The organism is Pseudomonas sp. HS6, assembly GCF_023375815.1.
Lineage (GTDB): Bacteria > Pseudomonadota > Gammaproteobacteria > Pseudomonadales > Pseudomonadaceae > Aquipseudomonas.
The window spans coordinates 5161747-5177776 of the sequence record NZ_CP067412.1 but is presented as its reverse complement, the minus strand read 5'-3'; the positions used below and the strand labels follow the sequence as shown (position 1 = coordinate 5177776).

The window sequence follows — 16030 nt, the reverse complement described above, 5'->3', positions numbered from 1 at the left end:
TGGTTTTTGTTATGCGCACACTGTATTCAATACTCGTGACAAATGTCCATAGAGTTGTATACAACTTATCAGTCACATTATGGATAGGTAGCCATCCAACCTTCTATCCCGCCCCTTCCATCCCTCCACAAATCCGGCAACACATCGTCAACTGACCCCACGTTTTATCCACCTAGGCTGAAGTGTTCACGGCGACCGACGGCGCGGCCGCGCTCTTTTTTATACATATAAAGTATGCATAATTAAGTCATTCAACATTCAGTTCGACAAAAGCAAGAATGCTGCCAACAAACTCAAGCACAGAGGGATCAGCCTCGCCGAGGCCGAGCCGGTCTTTCACGATGAGCGAGCATTGACGATTGAGGATAACGACCATGACGAACAACGCTGGATCACGCTCGGTAACGACGGCAAGGGGCGTTTGCTGGTCGTCGTGTACAGCTATCGGGAGCCGAATTTGGTTCGAATCATTTCCGCGCGCAGTGCAACGCCCAGCGAGCGACACCATTATTTCCGGAGATTTGATCAATGAAGGATGAATACGATTTCACCCAGGGAACACGAGGCGCCGTCGCCTCCAACAAGGGCAAGACCCGCATCACCATCATGCTCGATGACGCAGTCATCGAAGCCGCGCGGGGAGTCGCTGAGAGCGAGGGCTATGGCTATCAGACGGTCATCAACAACACCCTGCGCCATGCACTGCTCGACAGCCGTGGCACAGCCGATGAACTCGAGCATTCCATCGGGCAATTCAAGAAAGGCATCACCGCTACCGACCTCAAGAGCCTTGAGAAGAAACTGTCGGCGGCCGTGAATGAGATCCGGCGGGTGCTTGAACCGGACGTAAAACCGTAGGTTTCAGGCAGGCTGGATCAAGCGCGCCAAGGCCAGACGCGCACCAGGCTGGTGCGGCAAGCGCAGGCCGAATTCCCGCTCCAGCAATTCGATCAGTTCATCGACATCCGTCACCTCGCGTCGCTCGCTCTCGGCACCGATGCGATGGATCGCGAAACTGCCGTTGTTCAACGTGCGCCGCCAGCCGTCGCCCGTACGCGCGACCATCAGGCGCTGGGCGAACGGTGAATCCGGATGGGTCGAGACATACCAGTTGCCGAGGGTGTAATCGATGTCTTCCTGGCGTTGCAGGTCGAACAGGTACATCGGCCGCCATTCGCCGGCGACCCTGGCCCGCAGCATGTAGCCATCGGCCTGCACTTCGATGCGATAGGGTTCGTGGGGGGTGGACTGCTCGGCTTCGGTATCCAGAATCAGCGGCGCGGTCGGCACCATGCCGCCGAAGCCGACATCGGTGATGTACCGCACGCCGTCGAGGGTCACCAGACTCAAACGATGAGTCCGTGCCGTCCAGCTCCCTTCCGGCTGATTCATGACCACACGGCCACTGATGCCCCGCGCATCGAATCCCAGTTCCAGCAACAAGGCCAGAAACAGATTGTTGAGTTCGTAGCAGTAACCACCACGGGCATCGTTCAAGACCTTGCGCTGGATGGATGGCAGATCGATCAGCACGGGCTCGCCAGAGAGGGTCGACAGATTCTCGAAAGGAAAGGCGCCGGTATGACGCAACTGCAACAGTCGCAGGGTCTCAAGGGTCGGTGCCGGGGGCGTGTCGAACCCCAGCCGTTGCAGATACTGTTTCAGATTCGCCAGGCGTGGCTCGCTCATTGCTCAGTCCTTTTGCAGGGAGGCGCGGTTCGTTCCGCCGATGGTCGCCATGTATACGGGATCCGGCTATCGGACTGACAATTGATTTCACCAATCGGCTCTGTGGACTGATCTGATTCAGGCTCCATGAGCAGTTGCAACGACGACGCCCGTTGCGGCGTAATGGACGCTCGCCCGAACCGACAAGAGCCGCCCCTCATGCAAACCACGCTGCAAGGCCAGGGCATCCTCCTGCGCCCTCTTCAGTACACCGACGCCGATGCCCTGCTCCACGCCGCTGCCGACGGCGAGTTGTGGAACCTCACTGTCACCGTGGTGCCCTCGGCGACCACCGTCGACAGCTACCTGAAAAAGGCACTCGACGGCCGTGAGGCGGGCACGGTCATGCCATTTGCGATCGTATTGAAGGAGACCGGCGAGGTGATCGGTTCGACCCGGTTCTGGAAGATCGACCCGCTCAATCGCAAGCTGGAAATCGGCAGCAGCTGGATCTCGACTCGCTTTCAGAAAACCTTCGTCAACACCGAGGCCAAGTACCTGATGCTGCGGCACGCCTTCGAAGTGCTCGATTGCGTGCGCGTGCAATTCACCACCGACGAAAACAACCAGAAATCACGCAATGCGATCCTGCGCCTGGGTGCACAGCAGGAAGGCATCGTGCGTTACGAGCGGATCATGCCGGACGGCCGCAAGCGCAATTCGGTGCGCTTCAGCATCATCGATGACGAATGGCCACTGGTGCGCCTGAACCTTGAGCGCAAACTCGCTGGCTACGAACAACGCTGAAGGTCGTCACGCGCGATTGCGCAGCCATTGCAGGAAGCCTTTTTTCGGCGCAACCACCGTTTTTTCCTCGGTCAGGGATTGCGCTTTGTGCAAGCGGTAATCGAGCAATGCCTTCATCGCGTCGTTGATGTCGTGGCGGGCGTCCAGACAAGGCTTGAGATACGACTTTTCGATGCGATACAGCGCACAGAAGGTTTTGGCGGAAAAGTCCGCCGGCAGCGAGGTATCGGAAAGAATCCCCGCCTCGCCGATCACTTCACCCGGCCCCATGCGCCCGGACTCGAACGGTGCGCCGTGGCGTTTCAAGGTGACCGAGACCACGCCGGACTCAATGATGAACAGATGATCGCTGACCTCCCCGCCCGCCAGAATGATCTCGCCGGCGCGGAAGGTTTGCAGGGTCATGTTCTGGCTGAAGGTTTCTTTCTCTTCCTGACGCAGGGTGGAGAAAATCGGCGAGCTGTCGAGCAGCGCCCGTGGCCGTGAGAGATGGGCCGGGGCGGAGGGTTCATCGCTCGATAGCAGATTGACCCCGGACGCTTGCAGGTGACGGTAAGCCAGATCGAACAACTGATTGCGCACTGCGCGCTTCTCGTTCATCGAGGCCACGAACCCGCTGATTTCATACTCCGCACCGGCACTGCTGGAACTCTTCAGCGCCACGCTCGGCGCCGGGGTGTCCAGCAGCGGGCGACAGCCTTGCATCGCCCGCTCCAGGGCGTCGATCACCGAGTTCGGCCGCGCATGGGGGCTGACCTGCACGCTGACAGAGACCCCAAACATATTGCTCGGCCGGCTGAAGTTGATGATCTTGGCCTTCGCCGCCAGCGAGTTGGGAATCACCGCCATGCTGCCCTGTGAGGTCTGCAGACGCGTGGCACGCCAATCGATGTCGGTGACCCGCCCTTCCGTGCCGTCGATGGAAATCCAGTCATCGAGTTGATAGGGTTTGGTGGTGTTCAAGACGATGCCGGAGAACACGTCGCTCAGGGTACTTTGCAGCGCCAGACCGACGATGATTGCCAGCGCCCCGGACGTGGCCAGCACGCCTTTGACCGGCAGATCCAGCACATAGGCCAGTGCCGCAATAATGGCGATCAGGAAAATCACCGCGCCGAGCAGATCCTGCAACAGCCGCCCGGTGTGGCCGACCCGCTGCATCATCACCGCGCCGATCAACACTGTCAGGGTGCGCGCACCGAACAGCCACCAGCCAATCTGCAACCCGGTCGCCGCCAGATGCAACGGCACGTTGTCGGCCCACGGCGCCGGCTCCATCGGGTTGAGGCCTTCGTTGAACAGCAGCACGCTGAACAGGCTGAAAATCAGCACCCGCACCAGCAGCTTCCATTCGCTGCCGTGAGAGCTGATCAGGCGCCACAGGCCAAGGTCGAGCAGGATCAGGATCAACGCGCAGAACAACGGATGTTCAGTCAGCAGAGACAGCATCAAACAACTCCGACAGAGGTCAATCGCGAGAAGATCGCACAGATTGGGCTTAGTGTAGGAGCAATTGATTTGGCGGGATGAGTGCTATTTGGCGGGCACCGAAAAAACCTGTGGGAGACAACGTGCTCCCACAGGTTTTATGGCGCTGATTACTTGCCGCTGGTCAGCGTGCTGTAACTGGTCATCAGGTTGCGGTAGTCCGGGATGTGGTTGGAGAACAACGTGCCCAGCCCTTCGATATCGTTGCGCCAATCACGGTGCAACTCGCAGGCCAGACCGAACCAGGTCATCAATTGTGCGCCTGCGCTGGACATACGGTTCCATGCCGATTCACGGGTCAGCTCATTGAACGTGCCGGAGGCATCGGTCACCACGAATACATCAAACCCTTCTTCAAGGGCCGACAGCGCCGGGAATGCCACACACACCTCAGTCACCACGCCAGCAATGATCAGTTGCTTCTTGCCGGTGGCCTTGATCGCCTTGACGAAGTCTTCGTTGTCCCAGGCATTGATCTGGCCGGGACGGGCAATGTACGGAGCCTCGGGGAACAACGCCTTGAGCTCGGGTACCAGCGGGCCGTTGGGGCCGCTTTCGAAACTGGTGGTCAGGATCGTCGGCAGCTTGAAGTACTTGGCCAGGTCGGCCAGCGCCAGCACGTTGTTCTTGAACCGGTCAGGCTCAATGTCGCGCACCAGCGACAACAGCCCGGCTTGATGGTCGACCAACAGAACGGCGGCGTTGTTCTTGTCCAGACGTTTGTATTGAGTGCTCATTGCAGTAATCCTCGCGGGTTGTCGATCTCGACGGAAGGTCGAGGTCTCGGGTCAGCGCCGGGAATCCAGCGTTTTCTCTTTCTTTTGGGCAACAGCCATCCCTGGCCTTCGAACCGGCCTACGCATCCTGTGTAGAGCGGGGTGTGGAAGCGCGGCTTGTCAGCCGTGCATGCGGCCGAAGCGGCCGGACTGGAAGTCGGCGAATGCCTGGTGGATTTCCTGCTCGGTGTTCATCACGAACGGACCGTGGCCGACGATAGGTTCGTCGATCGGCTCGCCGCTGAGCAGCAACACCACTGCATCTTCACTGGCCTCAAGCGTCAGTTGCCGACCGTCACGCTCGAACAGCGCCAACTGGCCCTGGCGTACCGATTCCAGACCGTTGACCTGCACCGCACCGCGCAACAGCACCAACGCGGTGTTGCGGCCCTCGTGCAGATCCAGCGTCAGCAACTTGCCGGCGTTCAGGCGCAGATCCCACACGTCGATCGGCGTGAAGGTGCGGGACGGGCCTTTTTGGCCGTCGAACTCACCGGCGATCAGGCGCAGGCTGCCCGCGCCGTCCTTGAGCGGGATGCTAGGAATGTTGCGATCCAGAATGGTCTGGTAACCGGGCGCCGCCATTTTGTCCTTGGCTGGCAGGTTGACCCACAGTTGCACCATTTCCAGATTGCCGCCGGTTCTGGCGAAGTTGTCCGAGTGAAACTCCTCATGCAGGATCCCGGACGCAGCGGTCATCCATTGCACATCGCCCGGGCCGATGGTGCCGCCGGCACCGGTGGAATCGCGGTGCTGCACTTCGCCCTCGTAAACGATAGTCACGGTTTCGAACCCACGGTGCGGATGCTGACCAACGCCACGTCGTTCGGTGGTCGGGGTGAATTGCGCAGGCCCGGCGTGATCCAGCAGCAGGAACGGGCTGATGTGCTTGCCCAGATTGTCGTAGGAAAACAGCGTGCGAACCGGGAAACCATCGCCGACCCAATGGCCGCGAGGGCTGGTGTAGATACCGATGATGTTTTTCATGGTTGCCTCCAATCGGATGAATGACGCGATGGATTAAGCTTAAATCCATGACCATTGATGGACTAGACTGCAAAAATCAGCTTTAGCGTTCTATATGGAGAACGATGGTGGAAGACCTCAACACCCTCTACTACTTCACTCAAGTAGTGGAGCATCGCGGCTTTGCCGCCGCTGGCCGTGCGCTGGACATACCCAAGTCGAAACTCAGTCGGCGCATCTCGCAGCTCGAGGAACGCCTTGGCGTACGCCTGCTGCACCGCACCAGCCGGCATTGTTCGCTGACCGAAATCGGCCAGGCCTACTACCAGCGCTGCCTGGCGATGCGGGTCGAGGCCGAGAGCGCCGCCGAGCTGATCGAGCGCAATCGCTCCGAACCTCAGGGATTGGTGCGCCTGAGCTGCCCGACGGCGCTGCTCAATTCCTGGGTCGGGCCGATGCTCACCCGCTACATGCTAAAGTACCCGCTGGTGGAAGTGTTCATCGAGAGCACCAACCGCCGGGTCGACCTGCTGCACGAAGGTTTCGACATTGCGCTGCGCGTGCGTTTCCCGCCACTGGAAAACACCGACATGGTGATGAAGGTGCTGGGCAACAGCACCCAGTCAGTGGTCGGCAGCCCGATATTTGCCGAACGCTTGTCGTCACCGCCCTCGCCGGCCGATCTCAACGGCTTGCCGAGCTTGCATTGGGGCGCGGCGCAACGTGAGTATCAATGGGACCTGCTCGGACCGAACGACGCTTCGGCGCAGATCCGGCACACACCAAGGCTGGTCACCGATGACCTGATCGCCCTGCGTCAGGCAGTGATTGCCGGGGTCGGCGTCGCGCATCTGCCGAGCGTGGTCGTGCGCGAAGACATCGCGGCAGGACGCGTGGTGGAGTTGATCCCGGGCTGGGCGCCGAAATGCGGGATCGTGCATGCGATCTTTCCGTCGCGCCGGGGTTTGTTGCCGTCGGTGCGCACGCTGATCGACTTTCTGGGTGAGGAGTTTGCTCACAGCGACATCGCTTGAGACCTGCGATTGATTCGTGCCTTCTGGTCAAGAGTACTTTGCCCCGACAGCGGTTTTTCCGGAGGAATCAGACGCGGATACTCCCGTCTATTCCCACTGCAATCCTGGAGTTCTGCATGTCTGTTCCCGCTTTCGGTCTTGGTACGTTTCGCCTGCAAGGTCAGGTGGTCATCGATTCGGTGAGCACCGCCCTTGAACTCGGTTACCGGGTCATCGACACCGCACAAATCTATGAGAACGAAGCCGAGGTCGGCCAAGCCATCGCTGCCAGTGGCATCGCCCGCGACGAGCTGTTCATCACCAGCAAGATCTGGGTCGCCAACTTCGCCAAAGATCGGCTGATCGAAAGCCTCAAGGAGAGCCTGCAAAAATTGCAGACCGACTACCTCGACCTGACGCTGATCCACTGGCCGTCGCCGGAGCATCAGGTGCCGGTGGAGGAATTCATGGGCGCCCTGCTGGAGGCCAAACGCCTGGGCCTGACCCGGCAGATCGGTGTGTCCAACTTCACCATCGACCTGATGAAACAGGCAATTGCCGCCATCGGCGCGGAAAACATCGCGACCAACCAGATCGAACTGCACCCGTACCTGCAAAACCGTCAGGTTGTCGAGTTCGCGCAGAGTCAGGGCATCCAGATCACGTCGTACATGACCCTGGCCTATGGCGAAGTACTGAAGGATCCGCTGATTGTGCAGATCGCCGAACGTCTGCAAGCCACCCCGGCGCAAGTCACGCTGGCGTGGGCGATGCAATCGGGTTACGCGGTGATTCCTTCGTCGACCAAACGTGCCAACCTGCAAAGCAACCTCGGCGCCCCGGCACTCGCCCTGAGCGATGCCGACATGGCACTGATTGCCGCACTGGAGCGCGGCCATCGCCTGACCAGCCCCAAAGGCATCGCGCCGCAGTGGGACTGACCGATCAGGCCTGAAGATGCTGCGCGAGGTCGTGCATGGCCTTGCGCAGCGAATTGATGGCAGCCGTCAGCGCAGCTTCCGGCTCGTCGTCAAGGCAGGCCTGTTCGAGTACCCGGCAGGCCGAGACCACACGTTCGGCACCGATCATGTGCGCCCCGCCCGTGACGTGATGTGCCAGATCAAGCAAGCCTGCGCGGTCACCTTGCCGGCCTGATTCGTCCAATCGTTCGAGGTCGATGCGCAGGCTGCTCAGTACTTCTTCACGCAATTGGCCGATGAGCGGGTTATCCGCACTCGCCAGCTGCAACAGCGCACTCAGGTCGAATTCGGCCGGCCCTTGATCGTCCACGCTCTCGACCGGCGTTTCATCGGACCCGACGGCCATCAAGGCCTGGTTCAGCTCGCGAAGCAGAATCGGCTTGAACAGGCAATCGTCCATGCCGGCCGCCAGGCATCGCTGTTTTTCTTCGATCTGCGCATTGGCGGTAAACCCCAGAATGAGGCAAGGCGCCCTGCCCGTCGCCACCTCCTCTTCACGAATCGCTCGCGCCAGTTGATAACCGTTGGTCCCGGGCATGTTGATATCGGTGATCAGCGCATCGAAAGATTGCCCGCGCCACGCGACCAGTCCGTGCTCACCGTCCCCGGTGTCGACGGCGCGATGCCCGAGTTCGCTCAACTGCCGGCACAGCAACAAGCGATTGACCGGATGATCATCCACCACCAGCACCGTCAGCGACTTTACCGCCCTCACCGCTGGCGTCGTTGCGGCCTCCTGCATGAGCGGCTCCAGTACGGGCAGCTCCAGACGCAGCATGACTTGGGTGCCCCGACCCGGCTCGCTACTGATCCACAAGTCACCGCCCATGAGTCGACACAGATTGCGGCTGATCACCAGACCCAGACCGGAACCGCTGCGCGCTGACGGCTGATGGCTGCCGACCTGCACAAACGGGTTGAACAACCGTTGCTGATCCTCGGCACTGATCCCCCGGCCACTGTCTTCGATGATCACGCCGGTTTCCACCCCTCCGTCCTGCTCGGTGAACACCTGCAAGCGCAGGCTCACCTCCCCCTCATCGGTGAACTTGATCGCGTTGCTCAACAGGTTCGACAGCACTTGCTTGAAGCGTACGGGGTCGAGCATCACGTCGACGTCGCTGCGCTCATCCAGCTCCACGCGCCAGGACAATGACTTCTGCCGTGCCAGACCTTCGAACACCCGGCATACCGACGCCACCACCTCCCGCAGATTGGCCCGCTCGGGGGCCAACGACAGATGCCCGGACTCGATCCGCGCGATGTCGAGAATATCGCCGATCAATGCCAATAACTGCTGCCCCGCATGGGACGCCACTTCAATGGCCGGGCGATCGGTCACACCTTCGTCGGCACGCTTGAGCGCCAGTTCGAGCATGCCCAGCAATGCGTTCATGGGCGTGCGGATTTCGTGGCTCATGACCGCAAGAAACGTGCTCTTGGCTCGATTGGCTTCATCAGCCGCATCCTTGGCCTCCTGCAATTGAAGTAGCCATTGCTGACGCTGGCGAATCTGCCGGCGCTGAAAACCGATCCAGCCCAATGCCAGCAACAACAACCCCGCCGCAACGGCAAACCCGCGCAGGATTTGCTCCCGATGACGCTGCCAATAATTGTCCTCCAGCACCACGTTACGGCTCCAGCGCGCGACCAGATCGTCCATTTCCTGCGGGGCGATGCTCAGCAGCGCCTTGTTCAGGATCGATTGCAGCTGCGGAGCCTCAAGCGCCGTGGCCATCGCGATCCGGGCCGGCTGGTCGCCCAGCGTCGAGACAATACGCAAGCGATCGCGGTACTGGTGATCGATCTGATAGCGCGCCACCAACAACGAACTCAATGTCGCGTCGGCCCGACCGTCGAGCAGTGCCAGCGTGCCCGCCGCCGGACTTGGCAACTCGATCAGGCGGATCTGTGGCACGTGCTCCAACAGATAATCGTGTAATGGATTGCCGCGATAGAGCGCGAGACGCTTTCCCGTCATCTCGTCGAGGCTGCGCGGCCCTTGTGCCTTCGAATCGGCGATCAGCACAAAGGGACTGTTGGCGTACGCCCGGGTGAACAGCATTTCAAGTTCGCGCTCGCGGCTCGGTGTCAGTACCGGCAGCAAGTCCAGCTCCCCGGTCTTTAATTGCTCGACCTGGCTATCCAGGGACTGTCCGCGTACCACCTCGAATGTCAGGCCACTACGCTGACTGATCAGGTTAAGCAGTTGAGCAGCCAAGCCGCTGAAACGGCCGTCAGCGTTAAAGAACGTCAATGGAGCAAAGTCGTCGATAGCGCCGACCCGCACCACCGGATGCTGATCCAGCCATTGCTGCTCGCTGGCGCTGAGGCTCACTCGCGATTGCGCTGCCATGTCGGCGCGACCAGCGCTCCAGCGCTGCTCCATGGCCAGGCGCTGCTCCATGGGAATGGCCAGCAGGGCCTTGTCGACCAGACGCTTCAAGCGGGTGTTGCTACGCGTCAGGGCAAAGGCGAATGGATTGGCGTCAAGGCCGGAAGGGCCGGCCAATTGCAGGTCGTTGTGAAAACTGGTGTTGATCAGATAACTGGCGCTGATGAAATCCCCGAGGTACAAAGCATCCCGACCGAACGCCACGGCGCCAAGCGCATCGAGAATCGAACGGTAACGCTGCAGGGAGGCTTGCGGGTAAGCCTTCTCTATGGTCGCAGCCGGCAGGTAGTCATCCACCATGGCGATACGTTTTCCTGCCAGATCTCCCGGCAATGGCTCATCAAGCCGGGTCACCCACATTGGCTGATCCTCGGCGTAGGCACGAGACAGCATCAGGTCGGGATCAGCGATTTCGAAGTTGTTCGAGGTGAGCAGCAGGTGCAGATTTCCGTCCTTGAGCGCGGCCATGGCGGCTTCGCGGTCGGGGTAACACCAGACCTCGATCCGGACCTTCAGCACCTGTGCAATGGCGTCTGCATAATCGGCGGAAAGACCTTCCAGCTCGTGTCTGTTACGGGTCAGTTCAAACGGCGGGTAATCCGGCCCGGAGATACCGATTCGCAGCACCGGGTGCGCACTGAGCCACTGTCGATCCTGTTCATCAAGGCGTATCTGCACGCCTTCCAGCCGGGTGCGGGAGATGATTTCCAGTGATTGCGCAGTGTCGCTGGCTCGCAGCGAACCGGCGAGCATCAACAGCAACAGGCAGATGAAACTCAGTGGTCTCATCATGGAGCGGCCTCTCAGAACAGTCCGTTGCGTTTGACCAACTCTCGCAGCACCACCAGTGAACTTACTCCGAGTTTCAGCATCAGGCGGGTCTTGTAGGTGCTGATGGTTTTGTGACTGAGGTTCATCGCTTCAGCAATACGCTTGTTGGACTCACCTTGAGCCAGTTTCATCATGATCTCCATTTCGCGAGTGGACAGGCTTGCAATCGACTCTCGCTCATCGCGGTTCAGGTCGGATTGACTGGCACTGTTCACGAGCAATTCGGGGAAGAAGCTATAACCCGAACGGACTGCCTTGATCGCGTTCTGCAACTGCTGCAATTGGGCGGATTTGGTGACGAACGCCATCGCACCGGCACGCCGACAACGCGTCAGATAGTGTTCAGGGTCGGCCGAGGTGAAGATCACCACCTTGCAATCCAGCCCGATGGCTCTGATGCGTTCCAGCACCTCCAGGCCGCCGAAACCCCTGAGTTTCAGATCAAGCACAATCAGTTTCGGTGCATGCTGGCGAATCATCGGTACCACGTCGACGCCGCTCGAAGCGACATGAACCGTTTCATAGCCCAGTGACTCCAGAACCATTCTGACGGCACCGACTACCACAGGGTGATCGTCGACGACCAATGCTGAACTCATGACCACTCCCGGGGCGAATACATGACCATGACGCCCCCCGATCCCGCGTTAAAGGGACAATGGGTAGCGGCGCTACGACTGTTACACGGGACGCACGGCGAATCACCTGTCAGACCTGACAGTTGCGCCATCGACCGATCTGTGATCAGGCGCGCATTTGCGCCAGCGATTTTGTCTGGCCACTGCGCGACGAGTGCTCCAGGGAAGCCTCGACCGACTCCATCAACTGCACGATTGCATTCATTGACGGCAACGCGGCGTGGCAGGAAGTGATTTTTGCCTGAAAAAGCCCGGAAACAGCCGATGAGTTCGCCGGCTCACCGTAGACCAGCGCATGCCGGACTTGCGGGTGATCGAACAGGAAGCCACGCAGATCCGGCATCCCGGCCGCAAGCGCTGCATTGATCACCAGAACATCGAATGGCCGACAGCCGTAGTCGACCAGCGTCAGTAGCTCGGCGAGGTTCTGCACCGGTGCGATGCAGTAGTAATCGAGGCCATTGAACAGGCGCTCGATCTTCATCCGGTGAAAATGCTGCGAGTCGGCGATCAGGATACGCAAGGTTTTGTCGGTCATCGTGGGAGTCCCGGTAGTCGCTTCAAGTGGCGGCAAGACTACCCAAGCATCGGGACGAGCTCTGTAGGACTTTTCCGAAAATACCCGTCATTGATCCGGATTGAACGCTTTACTCCGTAGTACTCGGACTCCAGAACGCCTGCACCACCAAGTTCGAAGTTGAAATCCGCTTCACCAGTGCGTCCAGCTCATCGCCGTCCACCGAGGTGGTTGCGAGCGTGGCTTCGATCTCGATTTCATCGGCACCGAAGGCGTGCACGTCAACGTCACTGGCCGGGTAGTTGCTGCGTTCGAGCTCGGCTTCAAGCAAGGCGAACACGGCGGTCTGCTGCGAGCGCCGGGCAATGACGTAGACGATGTTGGTGACTTCCGCCGAGACCACATCCAGCGGCTGGCGGTTGATGTTGTTGACGATCGGCCGCAGCAACGTATTCGCGGCAAGCACGAACAAGGTGCCCAGTACCGCCTCGGCCAGCAGGTCGGCACCGGCACAGGCGCCGACCGCTGCCGAAGTCCACAGCGTGGCGGCGGTATTGAGACCGCGCACGTTGCCCTCTTCACGCATGATCACACCGGCGCCGAGAAAGCCGATCCCGGACACCACGTAGGCAACCACCCGGACCGCGCCTTCGGCCCCGCCGAGACGGTTGGCCATGTCGACGAAAATCGCCGCGCCGACCGCGACCAGCACGTTGGTGCGCAAGCCCGCCGTACGTTGGCGGTACTGGCGTTCGAAGCCGATCAGGCCACCGAGAATGAAGGCCGCGCTGAGGCTGACCAGGGTGTCGAGCAGCGAATCGAGGTTGATGTTGTTGATGGCTTGCATGTTGAACTCCCTGAAACCGCCCCCTTGCTCCCACAAGGGGGGAATCTTTCCTGTTACTGCCAGCCGAACCGGCGGATGTAGAAACCTTTCACGGCTTGGGTCAGTGCCATGTACGCCAGCAGGATCACCGGCAGGAACACGAAGTACATCGACGGCAGCGCCTGCAATTTGAAGTAGTGCGCCAGCGGCCCCATCGGCAGGAAGATGCCCACGGCCATGATGATTCCGGTCATCACCAGCAGCGGCATGGCCGCGCGGCTTTGCAGAAATGGAATCTTCGGCGTGCGGATCATGTGCACGATCAGCGTCTGGGTCAGCAACCCCACCACGAACCAGCCGGACTGGAACAGCGTCTGGTGATCCGGGGTGTTGGCATCAAACACGTACCACATCAAGGCGAACGTTGTGATGTCGAAGATCGAACTGATCGGGCCGAAAAACAGCATGAAGCGCCCGACATCCCCCGGCTGCCAGCGTTGTGGCTGTTTCAGCATTTCTTCATCGACGTTGTCGAACGGGATCGCGATCTGCGAAATGTCATACAGCAGGTTTTGCACCAGCAGGTGCATCGGCAGCATCGGCAAGAACGGAATGAACGCACTGGCCACCAATACCGAGAACACGTTGCCGAAGTTAGAGCTGGCGGTCATCTTGATGTACTTGAGCATGTTGGCGAAGGTGCGGCGCCCTTCCAGTACGCCCTCCTCCAGCACCATCAAGCTCTTTTCCAGCAGGATGATGTCGGCCGCTTCCTTGGCGATATCGACTGCGCTGTCCACGGAAATACCAATGTCCGCCGTGCGCAGCGCCGGTGCGTCGTTGATGCCGTCGCCCATGAACCCGACCACATGGCCGTTGCCCTTGAGGATGCGCACGATGCGCTCCTTGTGCGACGGCGTCAGTTTGGCGAACACGTTGGTGGTCTCCACCGCCACCGCCAGTTCCGCGTCGCTCATGCGTTCGATGTCGTTGCCCATCAACAGGCCTTGCTGGGCCAGGCCCACTTCGCGGCAGATCTTGGCGGTCACCAACTCGTTGTCGCCGGTCAGCACTTTCACGGCCACGCCGTGTTCGGCCAGGGCCTTGAGTGCCGGTGCGGTGCTTTCCTTGGGTGGATCGAGGAATGCCACATAACCGATCAGCGTCAGTTCCTGCTCGTCGCCCAGGCTGTAAGTGTCGCGACCTTCAGGCATCGACCGTGCTGCCACCGCTACCACGCGCAAGCCTTCAGCGTTGAATGCTGCTGTTACCTGACGAATTTTCGCCAGCAATTCATCGCTCAAGGCTTCGTCGACTTCACCGTGACGAACCCGGGTGCACACCGACAACACTTCTTCCACCGCGCCTTTGCAGATCAGCTGATGCGGTTGCCCGTGCCCTTCGACCACCACCGACATGCGTCGGCGATTGAAGTCGAACGGGATCTCGTCGACCTTGCGAAACGCCGTACCGACTTTCAGTTCACGGTGGACTTCCACATGCTCCAGCACCGCCACGTCGAGCAGGTTTTTCAGGCCGGTCTGGTAGTAGCTGTTCAGGTACGCCATTTCCAGCACGTCGTCAGAATCTTCACCCCAGACATCGACATTGCGCGCCAGGAAGATCTTGTCCTGGGTCAACGTGCCGGTCTTGTCGGTGCACAGCACATCCATGGCGCCGAAGTTCTGGATCGCATCCAGGCGTTTGACGATGACCTTTTTGCGCGACAGGAACACCGCACCCTTGGCCAGGGTCGAGGTGACGATCATCGGCAGCATTTCCGGGGTCAGGCCCACGGCGATCGACAGCGCGAACAACAGGGCTTCGGTCCAGTCACCCTTGGTGAAACCGTTGATGAACAGCACCAGCGGCGCCATGACGAACATGAAACGGATCAACAGCCAGCTGACTTTGTTCACGCCTTGCTGGAAGGACGTCACCCCGCGATCGGTTGCCCCGACCCGCAGCGCCAGCGTACCGAAGTAAGTGCTGTTGCCGGTGGTGAGAATCACCGCCACCGCCGTCCCGGACACCACGTTGGTGCCCATGAACAGGATGTTGTCGAGCTCCAGCGGGTTACGCGTATCGCGGTCCGCCTGACGGGGGAACTTCTCCACCGGCATCGATTCGCCGGTCATCGCGGCCTGGCTGACGAACAGGTCCTTGGCGCTGAGCACCCGGCAATCGGCAGGAATCATGTCGCCGGCCGAGAGCACAATCAGATCGCCGGGCACCAGTTCCTTGATCGGCAGTTCAGTGCGCGGCGCATCCCGGCGCAGCACGGTGGCGGTGTTGCTGACCATCGCCTTGAGCGCGTCGGCCGCCCGGTTGGATTTGCTTTCCTGCCAGAAGCGCAGCAGGGTCGAGAGCACCACCATCGAGAGAATCACGGTGGCGGCCTTGAGGTCGTCAGTCAGCCACGAGATCACCGCCAACAGAGTCAGCAGCAGGTTGAACGGGTTTTTGTAGCAGTGCCACAGGTGGGTCCACCACGGCAGCGGTTGCTCATGCTCGACTTCGTTGAGGCCATGCTGCGCACGCAGCACATCGACTTCGAAATCGGTGAGGCCATCAGTGTGCGTGCCAAGAGTCGACAGCAGCACGCCGCTGTCGCAATGGGAGGCGTCCACCAACGTGTTGGCCAGGGTGGGCGGCACTTCACGGCTGACCGTGGTGTCGCGAAGACTTTCCAGCACGGCCAGACGACGAAAGTGCCGGGCGATGTGACGGGTCCGCAGGAAGCCTGCGAAAAATTCCTTGAGCGTAAGTTTCATGGCTGTTGCCCCTATGGTCAGCCGGGAAACCGTCAAGCAGGTACGTCCAGCCCTCTTGCACCGAAAAATTCGGCACGGCAAGGGTTGGCGCGCCAGTCAAAAAAGACAGGCGTGTCGATAGGGCTGCGATTGCGACGATAAAGTCGAAACCACGCTCTTTTCAGCGTCGATGAGAAGGACGTCGGGACATGGTCTCAACTGACCATGATCGGGATGCCGCTGCTCGCTGTTCGGCGAGACAACGGCACAAAGGAATGCGCGTTATCTTGCCGAGAATCTGCCGGTTACAAGGACCGGCCGACAACTGTCACTCGAACAAGTACCCACTGTGGGTCTCCGCTATTGATGAAA

General features: G+C 60.0%; 14 protein-coding genes. 5 read left to right on the top strand and 9 right to left on the bottom strand.

Annotated features, from left to right (window positions below):
- Positions 1–241 precede the first annotated feature (241 nt).
- A complete protein-coding gene (locus tag JJN09_RS23420; protein ID WP_249490840.1) occupies positions 242–532 on the top strand; it encodes a BrnT family toxin in 291 nt (96 codons plus the stop codon).
- Positions 529–858 carry a BrnA antitoxin family protein gene (locus JJN09_RS23415; RefSeq protein WP_249483971.1) on the top strand — a complete coding sequence of 110 codons (330 nt, stop codon included), beginning with the start codon at positions 529–531 and terminating at the stop codon, positions 856–858. The genes JJN09_RS23420 and JJN09_RS23415 overlap by 4 nt, the downstream gene beginning before the upstream one ends.
- 3 nt (positions 859–861) lie before the next feature.
- Here JJN09_RS23415 and JJN09_RS23410 read toward each other — a convergent pair whose 3' ends face one another.
- Positions 862–1689, bottom strand: coding sequence for an arylamine N-acetyltransferase (locus JJN09_RS23410; protein ID WP_249483970.1), 828 nt, complete (start codon positions 1687–1689; stop codon positions 862–864).
- A gap of 198 nt (positions 1690–1887) precedes the next feature.
- Between JJN09_RS23410 and JJN09_RS23405 the strand changes: the two genes are divergently transcribed.
- Positions 1888–2475 carry a GNAT family N-acetyltransferase gene (locus tag JJN09_RS23405; RefSeq protein ID WP_249483969.1) on the top strand — a complete coding sequence of 196 codons (588 nt, stop codon included), beginning with the start codon at positions 1888–1890 and terminating at the stop codon, positions 2473–2475.
- Between the two features lie 6 nt (positions 2476–2481).
- Here JJN09_RS23405 and JJN09_RS23400 read toward each other — a convergent pair whose 3' ends face one another.
- The 3 genes from JJN09_RS23400 to JJN09_RS23390 all read right to left on the bottom strand — a co-directional run bounded on the left by JJN09_RS23400 (position 2482) and on the right by JJN09_RS23390 (position 5726).
- Entirely contained in the window at positions 2482–3924 is a 1443-nt protein-coding gene (locus JJN09_RS23400) for a mechanosensitive ion channel family protein (protein WP_249483968.1), read from the bottom strand.
- Between the two features lie 149 nt (positions 3925–4073).
- Positions 4074–4700: an isochorismate family cysteine hydrolase YcaC gene (ycaC, locus tag JJN09_RS23395; RefSeq protein WP_249483967.1), complete on the bottom strand. Its 627-nt coding sequence runs from the start codon at positions 4698–4700 to the stop codon at positions 4074–4076.
- A gap of 159 nt (positions 4701–4859) precedes the next feature.
- On the bottom strand, positions 4860–5726 hold the full coding sequence (locus tag JJN09_RS23390; protein ID WP_249483966.1) for a pirin family protein: 867 nt from the start codon (positions 5724–5726) through the stop codon (positions 4860–4862).
- A 104-nt stretch (positions 5727–5830) separates the two neighbouring features.
- Between JJN09_RS23390 and JJN09_RS23385 the strand changes: the two genes are divergently transcribed.
- Both JJN09_RS23385 and dkgB read left to right on the top strand, forming a co-directional pair.
- Complete coding sequence (locus JJN09_RS23385) at positions 5831–6739, top strand: LysR substrate-binding domain-containing protein (protein WP_249483965.1); 909 nt, start codon at positions 5831–5833, stop codon at positions 6737–6739.
- Between the two features lie 116 nt (positions 6740–6855).
- Complete coding sequence (dkgB, locus tag JJN09_RS23380; protein ID WP_249483964.1) at positions 6856–7659, top strand: 2,5-didehydrogluconate reductase DkgB; 804 nt, start codon at positions 6856–6858, stop codon at positions 7657–7659.
- 4 nt (positions 7660–7663) lie between these two features.
- Here the strand turns inward: dkgB and JJN09_RS23375 are convergent, their stop codons facing one another.
- The 5 genes from JJN09_RS23375 to mgtA form a co-directional block, all read right to left on the bottom strand.
- Complete coding sequence (locus JJN09_RS23375) at positions 7664–10882, bottom strand: transporter substrate-binding domain-containing protein (protein WP_249490839.1); 3219 nt, start codon at positions 10880–10882, stop codon at positions 7664–7666.
- Positions 10883–10896: 14 nt separating this feature from the next.
- Positions 10897–11523, bottom strand: a complete 627-nt coding sequence (locus tag JJN09_RS23370; RefSeq protein WP_249483963.1) for a response regulator transcription factor — start codon at positions 11521–11523, stop codon at positions 10897–10899.
- Positions 11524–11668: 145 nt separating this feature from the next.
- Positions 11669–12100: a chemotaxis protein CheY gene (locus tag JJN09_RS23365; protein ID WP_249483962.1), complete on the bottom strand. Its 432-nt coding sequence runs from the start codon at positions 12098–12100 to the stop codon at positions 11669–11671.
- A gap of 109 nt (positions 12101–12209) precedes the next feature.
- On the bottom strand, positions 12210–12926 hold the full coding sequence (locus JJN09_RS23360; RefSeq protein ID WP_085711975.1) for an MgtC/SapB family protein: 717 nt from the start codon (positions 12924–12926) through the stop codon (positions 12210–12212).
- Positions 12927–12979: 53 nt separating this feature from the next.
- A complete protein-coding gene (mgtA, locus tag JJN09_RS23355; protein WP_249483961.1) occupies positions 12980–15679 on the bottom strand; it encodes a magnesium-translocating P-type ATPase in 2700 nt (899 codons plus the stop codon).
- Between the last annotated feature and the right edge of the window lie 351 nt (positions 15680–16030).